Source organism: Bacillus sp. AFS073361 (assembly GCF_002567005.1).
Classification (GTDB): domain Bacteria; phylum Bacillota; class Bacilli; order Bacillales; family Cytobacillaceae; genus Neobacillus.
In genome coordinates, this window is sequence record NZ_NUZU01000032.1 from 122,656 (window position 1) to 140,760 (window position 18,105).

Annotated in this window: 17 protein-coding genes; 1 reads left to right on the top strand and 16 read right to left on the bottom strand. The window is 39.9% G+C overall.

Annotation, left to right across the window (positions count from 1 at the left end):
* Position 1: 1 nt before the first annotated feature.
* Positions 2-415, bottom strand: coding sequence for a methylmalonyl-CoA epimerase (gene mce, locus COJ96_RS16445; RefSeq protein WP_098574892.1), 414 nt, complete (start codon positions 413-415; stop codon positions 2-4).
* 141 nt (positions 416-556) lie between these two features.
* Here mce and prli42 point away from each other — a divergent pair, with 141 nt between their 5' ends.
* Positions 557-673 carry a stressosome-associated protein Prli42 gene (prli42, locus tag COJ96_RS28715; protein ID WP_180230144.1) on the top strand — a complete coding sequence of 39 codons (117 nt, stop codon included), beginning with the start codon at positions 557-559 and terminating at the stop codon, positions 671-673.
* Between the two features lie 40 nt (positions 674-713).
* On the opposite strand, the gene COJ96_RS16450 is transcribed toward prli42, so the two are convergent.
* From COJ96_RS16450 to buk, 15 genes are all read right to left on the bottom strand, one after another.
* The gene (locus tag COJ96_RS16450; RefSeq protein WP_098574934.1) at positions 714-1,187 is read right to left on the bottom strand and encodes a L,D-transpeptidase; all 474 of its coding nucleotides are present in this window, start codon (positions 1,185-1,187) and stop codon (positions 714-716) included.
* A gap of 62 nt (positions 1,188-1,249) precedes the next feature.
* A complete protein-coding gene (locus tag COJ96_RS16455) occupies positions 1,250-2,245 on the bottom strand; it encodes an aromatic acid exporter family protein (protein WP_098574893.1) in 996 nt (331 codons plus the stop codon).
* A 313-nt stretch (positions 2,246-2,558) separates the two neighbouring features.
* Positions 2,559-3,281 (bottom strand): amino acid ABC transporter ATP-binding protein, encoded by a 723-nt coding sequence (locus COJ96_RS16465; RefSeq protein WP_098574895.1) that lies wholly within the window; start codon positions 3,279-3,281, stop codon positions 2,559-2,561.
* Positions 3,274-3,933: an amino acid ABC transporter permease gene (locus COJ96_RS16470; protein ID WP_098574896.1), complete on the bottom strand. Its 660-nt coding sequence runs from the start codon at positions 3,931-3,933 to the stop codon at positions 3,274-3,276. Before COJ96_RS16470 ends, COJ96_RS16465 begins: the two co-directional genes overlap by 8 nt.
* 62 nt (positions 3,934-3,995) lie before the next feature.
* A complete protein-coding gene (locus tag COJ96_RS16475; protein ID WP_098574897.1) occupies positions 3,996-4,772 on the bottom strand; it encodes a transporter substrate-binding domain-containing protein in 777 nt (258 codons plus the stop codon).
* Positions 4,773-4,982: 210 nt separating this feature from the next.
* On the bottom strand, positions 4,983-6,149 hold the full coding sequence (locus COJ96_RS16480; protein WP_098574898.1) for a M20 family metallopeptidase: 1,167 nt from the start codon (positions 6,147-6,149) through the stop codon (positions 4,983-4,985).
* Between the two features lie 123 nt (positions 6,150-6,272).
* A complete protein-coding gene (locus COJ96_RS16485) occupies positions 6,273-6,710 on the bottom strand; it encodes a BrxA/BrxB family bacilliredoxin (RefSeq protein WP_098574899.1) in 438 nt (145 codons plus the stop codon).
* A gap of 110 nt (positions 6,711-6,820) precedes the next feature.
* The gene (gene meaB, locus COJ96_RS16490; protein WP_098574900.1) at positions 6,821-7,936 is read right to left on the bottom strand and encodes a methylmalonyl Co-A mutase-associated GTPase MeaB; all 1,116 of its coding nucleotides are present in this window, start codon (positions 7,934-7,936) and stop codon (positions 6,821-6,823) included.
* Positions 7,936-10,134, bottom strand: coding sequence for a methylmalonyl-CoA mutase (gene scpA, locus COJ96_RS16495; RefSeq protein ID WP_098574901.1), 2,199 nt, complete (start codon positions 10,132-10,134; stop codon positions 7,936-7,938). Before scpA ends, meaB begins: the two co-directional genes overlap by 1 nt.
* Entirely contained in the window at positions 10,115-12,013 is a 1,899-nt protein-coding gene (locus tag COJ96_RS16500; RefSeq protein ID WP_180230145.1) for a methylmalonyl-CoA mutase subunit beta, read from the bottom strand. Before COJ96_RS16500 ends, scpA begins: the two co-directional genes overlap by 20 nt.
* A 126-nt stretch (positions 12,014-12,139) precedes the next feature.
* Positions 12,140-13,447 (bottom strand): dihydrolipoamide acetyltransferase family protein, encoded by a 1,308-nt coding sequence (locus COJ96_RS16505; RefSeq protein WP_098574903.1) that lies wholly within the window; start codon positions 13,445-13,447, stop codon positions 12,140-12,142.
* Between the two features lie 64 nt (positions 13,448-13,511).
* Entirely contained in the window at positions 13,512-14,495 is a 984-nt protein-coding gene (locus COJ96_RS16510) for an alpha-ketoacid dehydrogenase subunit beta (RefSeq protein WP_098574904.1), read from the bottom strand.
* Positions 14,496-14,507: 12 nt separating this feature from the next.
* Positions 14,508-15,503, bottom strand: a complete 996-nt coding sequence (locus tag COJ96_RS16515) for a thiamine pyrophosphate-dependent dehydrogenase E1 component subunit alpha (protein ID WP_098574905.1) — start codon at positions 15,501-15,503, stop codon at positions 14,508-14,510.
* A gap of 39 nt (positions 15,504-15,542) precedes the next feature.
* On the bottom strand, positions 15,543-16,964 hold the full coding sequence (gene lpdA, locus COJ96_RS16520; RefSeq protein WP_098574906.1) for a dihydrolipoyl dehydrogenase: 1,422 nt from the start codon (positions 16,962-16,964) through the stop codon (positions 15,543-15,545).
* Between the two features lie 21 nt (positions 16,965-16,985).
* Entirely contained in the window at positions 16,986-18,089 is a 1,104-nt protein-coding gene (buk, locus tag COJ96_RS16525; protein ID WP_098574907.1) for a butyrate kinase, read from the bottom strand.
* Positions 18,090-18,105 lie beyond the last annotated feature (16 nt).

Here is an 18,105-nt window from a genome sequence, read left to right on the forward strand (position 1 = left end):
TTTACCCCTTCATCCCTTTCTTCTCACAAAGCTCGAATAAAATCCCAGATGTCGATTTTGGATGCATGAAAGCAATATTTGCCCCACCAGCCCCAGCTCTTGGCTGCTCATCAATCATACGTATCCCTTTTTCCTTCATTTCGCGAATTCTTTCTTCGATCGAATCCACCCCAAGGGCAACATGGTGGATTCCCTCACCGCGTTTTTCGATAAATTTGGCAATGGTACTTTCCTCTGAAGTGGGCTCAAGCAGTTCAAGCTTAGTACTTCCTGCCTGTAAAAAGGCAACTCTTACCTTTTGAGTATCCACCTCTTCGATCCCTACCAAAGGCAGATTTAACACATCGGTATAAAAAGAAAGCGTTTTCTCAAGAGACTTCACTGCAATCCCAATATGGTCGACTTTTTTAATCATTTTTACCCCTCTGTTCTAAAAATTAAAATTTATTCGACAATAATCTTATTCGTTAAAAAGTTCATAAATCCTTCCTTAATTACTTAGTTGTTCCGTTGTTCATTTTTGCATTTCCTTGTACAATATAAGTAAAGTTTCAAAATGTTAAGGGAGGTACCCATATTGAATAGTAAGAAATCGAGGAAAATCATTGTTTATTTAATGTTATTTGCTGTGCTTGCCTCAACTCTCCTAATAGGAATAGGTTCATTTCTATAGATAGAAATAGGAAAAGGGACTGTTCGGACAGTCCCTTTTCCTATTTTATTGCTCCATGATCTTTTGCTAGTGTCTCATATGATTTTTTTGAAGAAATAACTAATACTTTTGTTCCTAATGGAATGATCGGATATAGTGAGGTAACCACTTCATTTTGGGTGCGGATACAGCCTTGGGAGACATATTTGCCGATTGAAGCAGGCTGATTTGTTCCATGGATGCCATAGATTCTTCCATCTGTTCCCTTTGCATCAAAGCCAATCCACCTCGCTCCCAGTGGATTCTTAGGATCTCCTCCAGGGATATTCCCTTTCCGAAAATAAGGTTCTTTGGCCTTTACTGTAATGGTGAAAAGACCTTCAGGTGTCAGCTCTTGTGTTTTTCCCGTTCCGACACTTACAACCGTTTGTACTTTGTTTTCATTAATAAAAGCCATTTCATTTTTACTTTTATTCACAATAAGAAATGGATCACCTGGCATAGGGTTTGGCCCCAAAGGCCAAAGTGGTGACATGAAAAAAGCAATCAGGATTGGCGATAAAATTTTTATCAAAGCAGCCACCTGCCTTTTTTTCCCTAGTTTGCTTCAATCTCCTTCTGTTCATTCACTTTAACCCCTGTTTTTATTCCCTTAAATGAACTTTTAATAATTAGATATTCGTTCATTTCATTTACCAACTGCAGCAGAGCTGCCCTCGTTACAAATTCTTCTCTTGTCTTTGGGAGCTCCATTTCCTCAAATTCCTTTTTCATTTCTCTTAATTTTTCAAGATATATATAAGCTGTATTTCCAGGATGGACATTTTCAGAAAGTTCTTCCAGAAACTCCGCTACCATATGCCCTTGCTTTACCGTCCGGGTAAGGGAAGTGACAATTGGTAAGACACGTTCGATAATTTCAAATTGCTTTTGTCTCATTTTAAAATAATGAAAATATATATTCTCATCTCGTAAAAAATGATTTTCAACATCCTGAAGGGCTATGGCTATCGCTTCATCAAGTAGACGCGCACCAACCGTAATCTCTTTACCATCCCAATTACTATCCCCAGTCCGTAAATAACGTACCATTTCAACGAAGATGATTCTAAAATTCTCCTCAATCTCACTTTGATAATCCTTTAGTTTTTTCTCAACGCTCGGCATATAAAGATTAATAAGTAATGCGACCCCAATACCAATCGTGATTACCCCAAGCTCATTTAGAAAAATGGCCAAGGTTATTTTTTTTGCCATATAAATATGTAAAATAATAACACTGCTTGTCACAATTCCGTCAGGAGCCTTCAACATGACAATCGTTGGGATAAAGAAAAATAACATAATCCCAATTACAATTGGATGATAAGCGATTAGTTCAAAAAAAACGGCAGAAAAAGGCATTGCTAATACACAGGCTAAAAAGCGAGCCCATGCTGTTCTGAACGACCTCCGCTTTGTCACCTGGATACATAATATGGTCAGTATTCCTGCAGAAGCAAAGTTCTGCAGTCCTATTTGCTGAGCAAGTAAAATTGAAATGGCTGTCCCAATAGCTGTTTTAATTGTCCGATATCCAATCCGAAATTTCATAGGTACCTCTCCAAATTATTAAAAAATAGGCTGTGTTAAAGATTAATGTTGATTTTGACACACGGTTTCTCTTCGTTCCAGGCACGAAGACTCCTGCGGGNNGGGAGTACGGGGCAGGGGAGACCCCACAGGCGCTAAAAGCGCCGAGGAGGCTCCCCGGCACGCCAGCGGAAAGCGAAGTGCCTGGAACGGAAATCAACAGACTAGTTTAACACAGCATAAAAATAAAAAGATGATCGTTAAGACCATCTTTAGCATATCCTTATTAAAGCATTCTTTTGCAAGAATGTCTCATATTTAAGATTGTGATTTTCTACAATACTTTTTCTAAAAAGTCCTTCGCTCTGCTAGTCCGAGGGTTATTAAAGAATTCCTCTGGAGATCCTTCTTCTAGTAGTACCCCATCATCTAGGAAGATTATTCTATCAGAAACTTCGCGCGCAAAGCCCATCTCATGGGTAACAATGGCCATGGTCATTCCTGATTGTGCAAGATCCTTCATAACATAAAGTACTTCTTTTACCATTTCAGGGTCAAGTGCGGATGTTGGCTCATCAAATAACATTAACTTCGGTTCCATCGCAAGTGCTCGAGCGATCGCTACGCGCTGCTTCTGCCCACCTGATAAATTATTCGGAAAGGCTTTCTCTTTATCAGTAAGACCAACGCGTGCAAGCAATTCCCGGGCTTTTTTCTCAGCAAGTTCCCGCGATTCGCCTTTTACTTTCATCGGTGCATAAGTTAAGTTATCCAAAACCGACAGATGTGGAAATAAATAAAAGTGTTGAAAAACCATACCGATTTGTTCACGGGCTTTCATGATATTCGTTTTGCTATCGGTAAGCTCTTGATTATTAATCCAAACTTTCCCTTTGGTTGGTGTCTCTAATAAATTTAAGCAGCGAAGAAAGGTAGATTTACCAGAACCCGAAGGCCCAATAATCGAGACAACTTCTCCACTATCAATATTTGTTGAAATATTTTTTAATACTTCGTGATTACCGAACTGCTTATAGAGGTTTTCCACTTTAATCACTGTACTTCAGCCTCCGTTCAAACCGTTTACCTGCCAAAGTCAGCACCATTACTAAAATCCAATAGATAAAACCGACAAAAATTAGTGGTTCAAAATTCCGATACGTATCCGCTCCAACAACCTGCGCACGGCGCATCAAGTCTAAATAACCAATCGTCGAGACGATGGCTGATTCTTTGGTTAAGGTTATAAATTCATTCATAAGTGCAGGTAAAATATTTTTTAGTGCTTGTGGTAATATCAAGTCCTTCATCATAAGACGATAAGGAACTCCTAATGCTTGGGCTGCTTCGGTCTGACCTTTATCAACTGCTTGAATTCCGGCTCTGATAATCTCTGAAACATACGCTGATGAATTCAAGCCAAACGCAAGGATGGATGATAAAAATGGTGAAATGTCATAACCCGTTAATTGCGGAATGGCAAAGTAGATTAACATCAATTGTAAAATTAATGGTGTCCCGCGAAAAATAGATGTATATAGATCCCCAAACCAATTTAATCCTTTAATTCGTGATATTTTACATAGAGCTAAAATTGTTCCAAGAATAAAACCTAATATAATAGAAATAATAACAAATTTTAATGTAACCCATATTCCCTCTAAAATAAAAGGAATATAAGGCACAATTTGGCTAAAATCCAAATTCATGCCTTACACCTCACTTTATAATTTTCTTTGCAGCACTAGTCTTGTTGAAATTAAGTTTATGCTTATTGCTGGTCTTTTAACCACTTGTCCTTTAATTCTTGAAGTTTTCCATTTTCTTCTAAGTCTTTAAGAACTTTATTTACTTTTTCAGTTAAGTCACTGCCTTTAGGAAAAGCAACGGCCATTCCTGGAGAGCTTGTTGTCGGATCATCAAATCCGGCTAAACCTTGTTCCTTGATATATCCTGTTGCAACAGATTTATCCATATAAGCAACCTGGATTCGATTTGATAATAGTTCTTGAATTAAAGTTGTTGCATTATCTAATGGCTTCAGTGTAAAATCAACCTTTTTTTGAAGAGTTTTTGCACCCTCTTCTTGAATGGTTCCCAACTGTACTCCAACTGTTTTTCCTTTAAGATCATCGATTGTTTTAATTTTAGAATCTTTTAGCGTGATAAACATCTCACCTGAATGGTTATATGCTGTTGAGAAATCAACATTTTGCTTACGCTTTTCAGTTGCAGACATACCAGCAAGTACCATGTCCACACGTTTTGCCTGTAATGCACCGATTAACCCATCAAACTTCATGTCTTTTATGTCTAGTGTGTAACCTAATTCTTTAGCAATGGCATTAGCTAAATCAATATCAAAGCCCTCGACCTTACCTGATGGGTCTCTTGATTCAAATGGAGCAAAATCTGCTGAAGTAGCCATCGTTAGTACTTTCTTATCAGCTGTTTTTTCTCCATTTGCCCCGTCTTTATTGCTCTGACCGCAAGCAGCCAAAGCCACTAATGTTAAAATCATCGTAAAAAATAATATTGTTTTTTTCATGATTTATCCTCCTATGATATGTAATATCTGCTTTCTTTGATTTGAATTTTTATTCAACAAAACGAATATTAACACATAGAATTTATTTTGAAAAGATATTTTCCTAATATAAAAATATTCTAAAGATTCTGTACCTAATTATATTAAAATAATATTAATATACATATAAAAAAGCACCTCAATGAGAAAGAGATGCTTTTAAAAATACAGTTAACTTAATACTGTTTGACTAAATTCATTTTTCATTTTTTCCAATGCTTCTTTGTTAGTTATTAAATCATATCCAGTTAAAGCGAGGGCCAAAGCTCCTCTTGAAAGAATCTCGTGGGTGTTATCGGTGATGGTTAAGTCAGCAAACTCCCTTGTGTGAGCAATTAATCCAGGTGAATCAAGACCAATATAAGGATGAATGGCTGGCACAACATGACTGACATTTCCCATATCTATGGAACCGTATGAGTCTTTCGCTTTCTTTACTTGCTTCACACCGGTAGTTAACAGATTGGCAGTAAATAGCTGGGAAAGTGTTTGATTGGTCACCATATTATCATAGCTAAGTTCATAATTTTCGATGTGAACCTCTGCCCCTGTCATCGAAGATGCCCCTTTTGCAATACCAATTACCTTTTGAACCACTTCATTTAGATAGCTGCGATCTTTGGCACGAACATAAAACTGTGCTACGGCTTTATCTGGGACAATATTCGCTGCTACTCCGCCTTCTTTAATAATTCCATGGATTCTAACATCTGAAGTCACATGTTGACGGAGCGCGTTGATCCCATTAAATAATTGAATGACTGCATCAAGTGCATTAATTCCCATCTCTGGGGAAGCCGCCGCATGACTGGTCCTGCCTCGGAAATCGAACTGAATCGCATCCATTGCTAGAGATTCACCACTTTCATAGGATTCATCAGCAGGATGTAAAATCATTGCAGCATCGATATCATTAAAAATGCCCTGTTCAGCCATCGGCACTTTGGCACCATTTGTTTCTTCAGCGGGTGTTCCTAAGACAACCACACGTCCGCCAATTTCATCTACCACTTTACTTAAAGTCACTCCAGCCCCAGCACTCATGGTTCCTATCAAATTATGGCCGCACCCATGCCCAACCTCAGGTAACGCGTCATATTCAGATAAATATGCAATTGTTGGTCCATCCTTTTTGCTATCATAAACGGCTTTAAACGATGTCGGCCTGCCAACAATTCCCTTTTCAACGACAAAATTATGTTCTTCTAGGAACTCTATTAACCGTTTACTAGATTCAAATTCTTGATCACCTAATTCAGGATGATAGTATAGTGTATCACTTATCTCCCATAATCTATTTTGAATTTTTTCTAAATAATTTTTTAATACATCCTTCATGATGAAATACTCCTCTTTATTATGATTAAAATTGCGAAATAATTAATAAATATACATTAAAAAATTCATTTCGACAAGAAAAAAAGCCAAATCTTATGATATGGCTCTTTTCGTATTCATTTATTATACCTCTTCACAATGTTGATCAAATTCATTTTGAAGTTTAGATACAACGGTTGCAGGGTCATAGCCCTCTATTTGATGTCTTTCCACCATTGATATAATCTTACCGTCCTTTAAAAGGGCAAATGAGGGTGAGGATGGTGGATAACCAGTGAAATAGCTTCTAGCTTTTTCAGTTGCTTCCTTATCCTGTCCTGCAAAAACAGTGACAAGATGATCAGGGCGCTTATCATAATGCAGGGCATGTGCTGCTGCTGGACGCGCCACGCCTCCAGCGCAACCACATACGGAATTAATCATGACTAAAGTAGTCCCTTTTTGATCAAGTGCTGCTTCCACTTCCTCAGGTGTTGTCAATTCTTTATATCCGGCAGACACGATTTCTTGTCGTGCCTGTTTCACAACATCATTCATAAAGAAATTAAAATCCATGCTCATTAAGTTCACTCCTTAGATTTATGCCTATACTTACATATTAACAGTAAAAATATGTTTTTTTCAAATGAAGCATCTTAATACTTTAGAAGAATTTAATGACCGCTTCACTTTTATTTCCAATAAATAGTCAATAACTCATCTACAGCTGTAGCCACTGTCTTTTCTCCAGCAATTACTTCATTTTCTAAAGTAGATAGAGCACTTTTCACTCCAATATGATGAAAGAAATGAAATTGAAGTTGGTCAGTAATCATCGAATAGAGCCATTCCTTCGCCTGAATTCTTCTTCTTTCAACTAGCACACCTGATGTTTTACCTTTTTGCTCAAAAGACTGTATGACATTCCATACCTCACTTATCCCCTCTTGAGTCAACGAAGAACACGTATAAGCTTTAGTAGCCCAGCCCTTTGTGGCTGGATGAAGAAAATGAAGGATACGGTTATACTCTTTTCTCGTCTGCTCAGCGATTGGTTTGTTCTCCCCATCTGCTTTATGAACTAGGACGGCATCAGCCAATTCCATAATCCCTTTCTTCATCCCTTGCAATTCGTCGCCCGCACCGGTAAGAACTAACAGCATGAAAAAGTCTACCATACCTCTAATAATTACTTCACTTTGCCCAACCCCGACAGTTTCGATTAAGATGACATCAAAACCGGCTGCCTCACAAATTAACATCGCCTCTCTCGTCTTCCGATGAACCCCGCCTAGTTTTCCTGCAGTTGGAGAAGGACGAATAAAGGCGCGAGGGTTCCTTGCTAAATGCTCCATCCTTGTCTTGTCACCAAGAATACTGCCACCGCTTATGCTTGAGCTTGGGTCAATGGCTAATACGGCTACTCGATGTCCTAAGCTGCAAAGGTACGTACCAAAGGTCTCAATAAAAGTACTTTTCCCTGCACCGGGGACACCAGTTATTCCAATTCGAATAGCTTGACCACTTTTAGGCAGGAGTTTCTGCAGGAGTTGCTGTGCTTTTTGAAAATGCTGTTCTGCATTGCTCTCAACAAGCGTAATCGCCCTAGCTAAAAGACTCCTATCGCCCCTTATTACTCCTTCATAAAGCTCCTCTACCGTCGGTTCAGAATTTCTCCGCTTTTGAAAACGGATATTTGGTTGGATGGATACCGTTTGTTCTTCAAGCTCCTGACCTTTTCTTATCACACTTGAACAATTATCTGGTTGGTTTGGATCGCTCCATTCTGGCTTTTGGTCAAGAGTCATTATTGTGACACTTCCTCATAACCGAGTTTGTGATAAATCTCTTTGATGACTTTTTGTGCGGCAACTGGAATAATCGTCCCCGGTCCAAAAATAGCTGAAGCACCGTGATCATATAAAAATTGATAATCCTGGGCCGGAATGACCCCGCCAATCACGACCAAAATATCATCTCTGCCGAGTTTATTTAATTCCTCGACTAATTGCGGGAGAAGCGTCTTATGACCTGCGGCAAGTGAACTTATCCCAATCACATGAACATCGTTTTCAACCGCTTGCAGCGCTGTTTCTGCTGGAGTTTGAAATAAAGGCCCAATATCGACATCAAAGCCAAGGTCAGCGAAGGCCGTAGCAATAACTTTGGCACCTCTGTCATGGCCATCCTGACCCATTTTGGCAATCAGTATTCTTGGTCTTCTGCCTTCATTTTCTAAGAATTCATCCGTCATTTTTTTCACTGCATCGATTTCTTCTTCATTGCTAAAAGCTGTGCTATAAACGCCGCTGATCGAACGAATTACTGCCTTATGTCTGCCAGCCACTTGTTCAATTGCATCGGAAATTTCTCCAAGTGTGGCTCTCGCCCTTGCTGCTTGGACAGCCAATTCTAATAAATTCTGTACACCCGTTTCCGCCGCATTCGTTAATGCAGTAAGCGATTCTTTTACTTTCTTCTCATCTCGACCAGCTTTTAATGTATTTAATTTTTCAATTTGTTTTAACCGAACTGCTGTATTATCGATATCCAAAATATCAATCGCTTCTTCCTTTTCTAGTCGATAGCGATTGACACCGATAATTGTTTCCTTCCCAGAATCGATTTGTGCCTGTCTTCTGGCTGCAGCTTCTTCAATTCTCATCTTTGGAAGGCCAGTTTCAATGGCCTTGGCCATACCACCTAGATTTTCAATTTCTTCAATGTGTGACCAAGCTCTATTAACCAATTCATCGGTTAATTTTTCAACATAGTAAGAACCTGCCCAAGGATCAATGACATTAGTAATCCCCGTCTCCTCTTGCAAAAATAATTGTGTGTTACGGGCAATCCGTGCAGAAAAATCGGTTGGCAGTGCGATTGCTTCATCCAAGGCATTCGTATGCAATGATTGGGTATGTCCCATTGCTGCAGCATGTGCTTCTATCAAGGTACGAGTGACATTATTAAATGGATCTTGCTCAGTCAAACTCCAGCCGGATGTTTGCGAATGTGTCCGTAACGCTAATGATTTTTCGTTTTTTGGAGAAAATGATTTCATCATTTTTGCCCAAATCAATCGAGCAGCGCGCATTTTAGCTACTTCCATGAAGTAATTCATCCCAATTGCCCAGAAAAAGGACAATCTTGGTGCAAATGAGTCGATATCAATACCTGCCTTAAGACCTGTACGTACATATTCCAAACCATCTGCAAGAGTGTATGCCAGCTCTAAATCAGCTGGTGCTCCCGCCTCCTGCATATGGTAACCGGAAATACTAATACTATTAAACTTTGGCATGTGTTTGGACGTATATTCAAAGATATCTGCTATTATTTTCATAGACATTTCAGGTGGATATATATAAGTATTTCGAACCATATATTCTTTTAAAATATCATTTTGAATGGTACCAGCCAGTTTCTCCTGACTTACACCTTGTTCTTCAGCAGTCACGATGAAAAAGGCAAGGATCGGCAGAACTGCCCCGTTCATGGTCATTGATACAGACATCTGGTCTAATGGTATTCCCTCAAACAATGTCTTCATATCAAGAATGGAATCGATCGCAACACCTGCTTTACCGACATCACCAACTACCCGTGGGTGATCGGAGTCATAGCCGCGATGTGTGGCTAAATCAAAAGCAACTGATAATCCCTTTTGTCCCATGGCTAGGTTTCTGCGATAGAATGCATTGCTTTCCTCAGCTGTTGAAAAACCAGCATATTGTCTAACTGTCCAGGGTCGGTTGACATACATGGTTGGATACGGACCTCTTGTATAAGGAGGGAGCCCGGGAAGATCATCAATATGCGGAAGATCATTACGATCCTCTTTTGTATAAAGCGGTTTTAGACTGATTTGTTCATTCGTCTCAAACAGTAAATCATCGATCGCACCATTTATTTCTTGATCGACTTTTTGCTGCCACTCTTCTTTGGTGATAAATTTCTGTTCGTCAAATAAGGATATATTTTGAAAATCAGGCTTTTGTTTCTTCAACCTTACCCACCTCCAACTCACTTAGAATGGACAACAGCGTTTCATAGCAATTGCTTTTCACATTGATAAACTGCTTAATACCTTCGTCCATCCACAGATCCTGTTTTTCTTTTTCTGGCAGTCCAGCTAAGTAAAAAGACCGCTCAGGATATTCAGTTTTAAGAATCTTTAGAATGTCATGTCCCATTATTTCATATTGATCATTCGTTCCGCATAAGCAATAATGGCTTGCAGGATGTTCTAATACGAATTGTCTGGCATCCTCAATAGTTATAACGGAATTACTTATAATTGCTTCCAAACCTCCGGCTGCGAGAAACCCCTTCATAAAATCAAGTCTTGCTTTATGCTGTTTTAGTCCCCCGAGACAAATCATACCTACAGTGGGCTTAGATCCTACTTTTCCTTCGAGATTTGCTGACTTTTTTCGTAATTCTTCGAATGGTTCTGCCAATCTACGATTTGGAATAGCCTCTATATTAATTAATGAGTTTTCATCATTTGCAAAATATGAATTTTTCTCTGGCAGGTTTTTATATGTAACCACTTCATCAAGATTGGCGTAGACATTTGTTCCCACAATACTTTTCCTTCTTGTTTGGATATCACGGATCTTTTTTTCAGAGACCGCTTCAATTTCTTGTTGCAGCCATTTGGATTTTAGTACTTCTAACATGCCTCCATGTCCGTCAATATGTTTAAAAAATCCCCATGCTTTTTCGGCAAGTTCATTGGTTAGATGCTCCACATACCAAGAACCTCCTGCAGGATCAATAACCTTTTGCAGATGTGCTTCTTCTTTCAAAAGCAATTGAGTATTTCTAGCAATTCTATCCGAAATCGACGTGACACATGTGAGTTCATCGAAAGGACTCACATGCAGGTATTGAATGCCCCCAACCACGGCCGCAAAAGCTTCATTTCCAGCCCTTAGGAGGTTAACATATGGGTCATGTATAGTTTTTGTGTAAGTGGAAGTTTCAACAGAAATATTCATCCTGGAACTATCTTCATTCGCTCCATAAACACTGCTTACACGGCTCCATAGGACTCGGGCAGCTCGAAGCTTAGCGATTTCCATGAAAAAATTGCTGCCAATGGAGAATTGGAAAATCATTTTTGTAAAAATTGTATCTAAATCCATGCCTGAATCCTGAAGCTGTTCGAGATAGAATATCCCCTCAGCTATTGCAATTCCCAGTTCTTGAGCTGCACTTGCACCACCATTATGATAGGCACTTGTATCAATTAGAATTGTACGTAAATTAGGAAACTTTACAGCCGATTTACTAATGTTTTTACCCCAGTCTTTTAGAAATGCTTCTGAAATAACTCCTTCTTTAGCAAAAATGGCAACTGGATCTGAACCAATGTATCCACTGATTTTTTCTCCAGCATCTTCTTGTTCTACTATTCCTTCTAATTCAGATAGAAAAGTGGATTGTAATTCTTTAGCGTCGATTGAAAATGGATATCTCTTATATGAATCTCCTAAAACTTTTCCTAGGTTTTGCTTCCCACCTAGGACACTGTTCGAGACATGGAATGAAATGGCTGTTTGTCCTTTTATAAATGCTTGTTTGAGTCTCGCCTGCAGATCTTCTACCGATTGATAGGAAAGTATTTGGGCAACCTTCCAATTATTCGTCAAGTAACCTAATGGATAAATCCCTCTTCTAAAATCCGAACCTCCTGGGTATTCCGGTACCTGACACTCATCTTGACGGGTATAAAGCGGTTTCAAAATAATGTTTTCATATGTAGTAGTTTGTAAAGATTCAACCGATTTTCCTTTTAAGGATTGCTCTGCCTTTTCTGTCCATGCTTGTTCTGATATTGAAGGAAAAGACTGGTTCTTTAAATTATTCAAACTTCTCATCCCCCTCTCGACTTAATTGAATTAAAATTCAAATAATTCTACCTACAACTATTTTATGGCACAAACACATTTCAAGCAATCTAAAAACAAACAACCGCTGCCATGCCTGGTAGCGGTTGTTTTGTTTTAATAAATCGAAGTCGTTGATTTTGAAGTATTTTCTAGTATTTCCTTCACTCGCTGTAAGAAACGTCCGCAAACGAGGCCATCTAATACTCTATGATCGAGAGACATACATAAATTTACGATATCACGAACAGCAATCATTCCATTATTCATGACGACTGGCCGTTTGACGATAGACTCCACTTGAAGAATAGCTGCTTGAGGATAATTGATGATACCCATTGATTGAACAGATCCAAAAGAACCCGTATTGTTCACCGTGAAGGTTCCGCCTTGCATGTCTTCAGATCTTAGTTTCCCGGTTCTCACTTTGACTGCAAGCTCAGATATTTCACGTGCAATCCCTTTAATCGTTTTTTCATCGGCCTGTTTAATGACCGGAACATATAGGGCGTCATCTGTTGCCACTGCAATGGAAATATTGATATCTTTCTTTTGAATGATTTTATCCCCTGCCCACATAGAATTGATTTGTGGGAATTCTTTTAACGCTTGTGCAACAGCCTTCACAAAGAATGCAAAGAAAGTTAAATTAAAGCCCTCATTTTTCTTAAACTCATCTTTTATTGAGTTACGGAACTCCACCAAATTCGTGGCGTCCACTTCAATCATTGTCCAAGCATGCGGTGCTTCGTGTTTGCTCCTAAGCATATTTGCGGCAATTGCTTTACGAATACCTGTGACTGGAATCTCAATGTCGCCAACGGCTACTGGGATATTCACAGCTTGAGCAGGTGCCGTTGACTGGACCACTGGCTGAACCGTTGCTTGTTTTGGTACCTTGGTAACTTCAGGCTCAGCTTTTGGTTTAACATCTTGTCCTGCCTCAGGAATATTACCTGATTCAATTAGTTTTAAGAGATCTTTCCGCGTAATTCGCCCGCCTGCACCGGTGCCTGACACCCTAGTTAAATCAATGCCATGTTCTTGAGAAATTTTAAGGACAGCAGGCGAGTAACGTGCTTTGTTGCCATGATCAGCTTTTTCCACATTTTCTGGAGTATTTGATGGTGTGCTTATGCCAGCTGCAGCAGGTGCTTCTTCGGAAACCTCTTCAGTTGTTCCGCCTTCCAACGCTATCGTGCAAATTTGCTCCCCAACGGCTAAGGTATCCCCTTCTTCAGCAATTAGTTCCTTTATTACACCTGTAAAGGAGGATGGAATTTCCGCATTTACCTTATCTGTCATCACTTCTGCCAGGGGGTCGTATTTATTTACTTTATCTCCTACAGATACAAGCCATTTGCTGATCGTACCTTCGGTTACGCTCTCCCCTAACTGAGGCATTTTAATTTGTTCAATTACCACTATTTACACACTCCTATTGTCAAGCACTGGCGCCTAACCCCTTTCAGTTGCCAGGGCTTTCGTTTTAATACTCAGCTAGTTCACGCATCGCTTTTTCGACTTTATCAGGATTTACCATAAAGAATTTTTCCATTGTTGGCGAGTACGGCATAGCCGGTACATCTGGTCCAGCTAATCTCATAATTGGCGCATCTAATTCGAATAAACAATTTTCTGCAATAATTGCAGCAACCTCACTAATGATACTGCCTTCTTTTGTGTCCTCTGTAACAAGGAGAACTTTACCGGTTTTCGATGCCGCCTCAATGATGGCTTCTTTATCCAGAGGATAGACAGTTCTCAAATCAAGAATATGAGCGGAGATACCATCTTTCGCTAATTTTTCCGCTGCTTGAAGGGCAAAATGAACACATAGCCCATACGTAATGACGGTAATATCTTCTCCCTCGCGCTTTACATCTGCTTTTCCTATTGGCAGGGTATAATCATCTGAAGGTACCTCACCTTTAATTAATCGATACGCCCGCTTATGCTCGAAAAATAATACTGGGTCATTGTCACGGACAGCGGCCTTTAACAGTCCTTTTGCATCGTAAGGTGTGGATGGCATAACAATTTTTAATCCGGGCTGATTTGCAAATACTGCCTCAACGGATTGGGAATGATAAAGTGCACCATGAACACCACCGCCATAAGGAGCACGAATAACCATCGGACAACTCCAGTCGTTATTGGAACGGTAGCGGATTTTCGCTGCTTCTGAAATAATTTGATTCACTGCCGGCATGATAAAGTCAGCAAATTGCATTTCGGCAATCGGACGCATGCCATACATCGCTGCACCAATTCCTACGCCAGCAATAGCTGATTCAGCAAGTGGTGTATCAATGACTCGTTCTTCCCCAAATTGGTCATATAATCCTTGGGTTGCCTTAAATACCCCGCCTTTTAATCCAACATCTTCCCCAAGGACAAAAACTTTTGAATCTCTTTCCATTTCTTCTCGCATTGCCATTGTAATGGCATCAATATATGAAATTATCGGCATGTTTCATCCCCCTTACAAGTCCGCATAAACAAATTTCAGCGCATCTTCAGGTGCAGAGTACGGTGCATTTTCTGCATATTCTGTCGCCTCATTGACAAGCTTCATTACGCGGTCATTAATTTCTTTTTCTAACGCATCATCCATGACACCTGTTTCCTTTAAATATGCCCCAAAGGTAATAATTGGATCTTGGGTTTTTGCTTTGGCAACCTCATCTGGTGCACGGTAGGAACGGTCATCATCATCAGAAGAGTGCGGCGTTAGACGATAAGAAATGGTTTCAATTAACGTTGGTCCTTCACCGCGTCGACCACGCTCTGCTGCTTCCTTCACTGCTTTATAAACCTCTAGTGGATCGTTTCCATCAACAGTGAACCCTGGCATACCATAACCTATCGCACGGTCGGAAACTTTTTCACACCCCAATTGTTTTTCAATTGGAACGGAAATTGCGTATTTGTTATTTTCACACATAAAAATAACAGGAAGTTTATGTACACCTGCAAAATTGGCGCCCTCATGAAAGTCCCCTTGGTTAGAAGAGCCCTCTCCGAAAGTTACAAAAGTTACGAGATCTTTTCTTTCCATTTTCCCGGCAAGGGCAATTCCAACAGCGTGTGGAACTTGAGTTGTTACAGGAGAAGAACCTGTGACAATCCGATTTTTCTTTTGGCCAAAGTGACCTGGCATTTGCCTGCTGCCTGAGTTAGGGTCTTCCGCTTTTGCAAAACCTGAAAGCATCAATTCCCTCGGAGTCATACCAAAAGTTAAGACCACACCCATATCACGATAATACGGAAGAACATAATCTTTTTCACGATCAAGCGCAAATGCAGCCCCTACTTGTGCTGCCTCCTGCCCTTGACAGGATATAACGAAGGGAATTTTCCCGGCACGGTTTAATAACCACATCCGCTCATCAATACGGCGGGCCAATAGCATAGTTTCGTACATTTCCAATACTTTTCCGTCATTTAAACCTAAAGCATCATGACGCTTTTCTGTCATCTATTTCTTACCTCCTAATGTTCGAATGAAAAAAATCACTTAAGAATGAATCGCTTTCCCATCAACGGCAAGTGCTGCCTCACCAATGGCTTCTGAAAGAGTTGGGTGTGGATGAATTGTATGAGCAATTTCCCAAGGGGTCGCATCTAATACCATCGCAAGTCCTGCTTCCGTAATCATATCAGTTACATGTGGTCCAATCATATGCACCCCTAGAATATCATTGGTCTCTTCATCCGCAACAATTTTCACAAATCCGTCCGATTCTCCAAACACAAGCGCTTTCCCAATCGCTCGGAAAGAAAACTTCCCTGTTTTGACTTTATGACCGTTTTCTATCGCTTGGTCTTCTGTTATTCCCACACTAGAAACCTCAGGGTTGCTATAGATACATCTAGAAACTAAATGATACTGCATTGGCGAAGGATCTTTTCCGGCAATATGTTCGACAGCAATGATTCCTTCATGCGATGCCACATGGGCAAGTTGTAATCCCCCAATTACATCGCCAATCGCATAAATATGTGATTCTTTTGTTTGGAAGAATTCATTTGTTGCAATAAAACCATTCTCTACTTGTATTTCTGTATTCTCTAAGCCAATTCCTTCTGTATTTGCCCGACGACCTACAGAAACAAGAATTTTTTCAGCTTTATATTCTTTCACTGTACCCTTTACTTCTGCAGAAATCGTAACACCATTGTCCTTTACCATTGTTTCAGGGAGGACTTTTGCACTCGTTACCAGTTTAATTCCTTTTTTCTTCATTAAACGCTGCATTTCTTTTGAAATTTCTTTATCTTCTGTCGGAATAATACGGTCAGCATACTCAATAACTGTTACATCAACACCGAAATCATGAAGCATGGACGCCCATTCTATTCCAATTACGCCACCACCAACTATAATAATAGAATTAGGTAGTGTTTCTAAATGCAATGCTTCATCAGATGTCATGACATATTCACGATCAATCTCAAGACCTGGAAGGGTCCTTGGTCTTGATCCTGTTGCAATGATCACGTTTTTAGGAAGAAGCATTTCGTTTTCTTCCCCGTTATTCATTTCAACTGAAATAGTTCCTGGCATAGGAGAAAAAATGGACGGTCCTAAGATTCTGCCTATTCCTTCATAGACATCGATTTTACCCTGTTTCATTAAATGTTGTACACCTTTATGAAGTTGGTCAATAATTTTATTTTTTCTTTCTTGTACTTTACCAAAATTTATTGATACATCACTAGTAATAACCCCGAAATCCTCACTATTCTTTGCAGTTGCAAAAACCTCAGCACTCCTAAGCAGTGCTTTACTTGGTATACACCCTTGATGCAGACAGGTCCCGCCAAGTTTCCCTTTTTCAACAATCGCTGTTTTTAAACCAAGCTGTGAGGCCCTAATAGCGGCGACATAGCCGCCAGTTCCCCCGCCAAGAACTACCAAATCATATTCTTGTGCCACTCTTTTTTCCTCCCCATAACCTTAAATTTTAACTGTTTTAAAATTCCCAGGATAAATTTTCCCCTCTTCTTCGCCTCTTAAGACCCGAAGCGCACCCTCAGCAAGTGCTTGTAGTTCATTTTCACCCGGTTGAACCATTACATCAGCAATCCAATTGATTCTATCGGTAATAGATTTCACAAATCCTTTCCCGTATGCGAGGCCCCCAGTTAGAACAATTGCATCCACTTTTCCAGAGAGAACAGCACTAGCAGCCCCAATTTCTTTAGCCACTTGATAAGCCATTGCGTCATAAATAAGCATTGCCTCTTTGTCGCCTGCTGCTATTCGCTGCTCTACCTTTACCGCATCATTGGTGCCAAGATAACCTACAAGGCCGCCTTGACCAACCAGCATCTTCATAATTTCTTCCCGATAATATTCTCCAGAATAACAAAGGGACACTAAATCCCCAACAGGAACGGTACCGGATCGTTCTGGACTGAAGGGGCCATCCCCATGAAGACCATTGTTTACATCAATGACCTTCCCTTGCTTATGGACACCCACTGTAATACCGCCACCCATATGGGTTACAATTAAGTTTAAGTCGATGTATCTTTTTCCTAACTCCTTGGCAACTCTTCTTGCAACGGCCTTCTGATTCAATGCATGGAAAATACTTTTCCTTTCAATTAAGGAAAATCCAGATATTCTTGCAATTGGTTCAAGCTCATCCACAACAACTGGATCAACGATATAAGAAGGAATATTTAAACCAGAAGCAATTTCATAAGCAATGATTCCGCCAAGATTGGATGCGTGCTGCCCTGAATAACCAGATCGTAAATCTGCTAACATCACATCATTAACTGCATAGGTACCCCCTTCGATCGGACGCAGCAATCCCCCACGTGCACATACAGCCGATAGTTTGGAAAAATTGATCCCTTCATTATCCATTGTTTCCAAAATTGTTGTTTTTCTAAATTCATATTGATCAATAATATTTGCAAAAGAGTTGATTGTCTCAGAATCATGACGAATTGTTTTTTCAAAAATAGAAATATCATTATCGAAAACCCCAATTTTCGTGGATGTCGAGCCTGGGTTGATGACGAGTATCCGATATTCATTATCGTGCAACGTATTTGACCTCCAA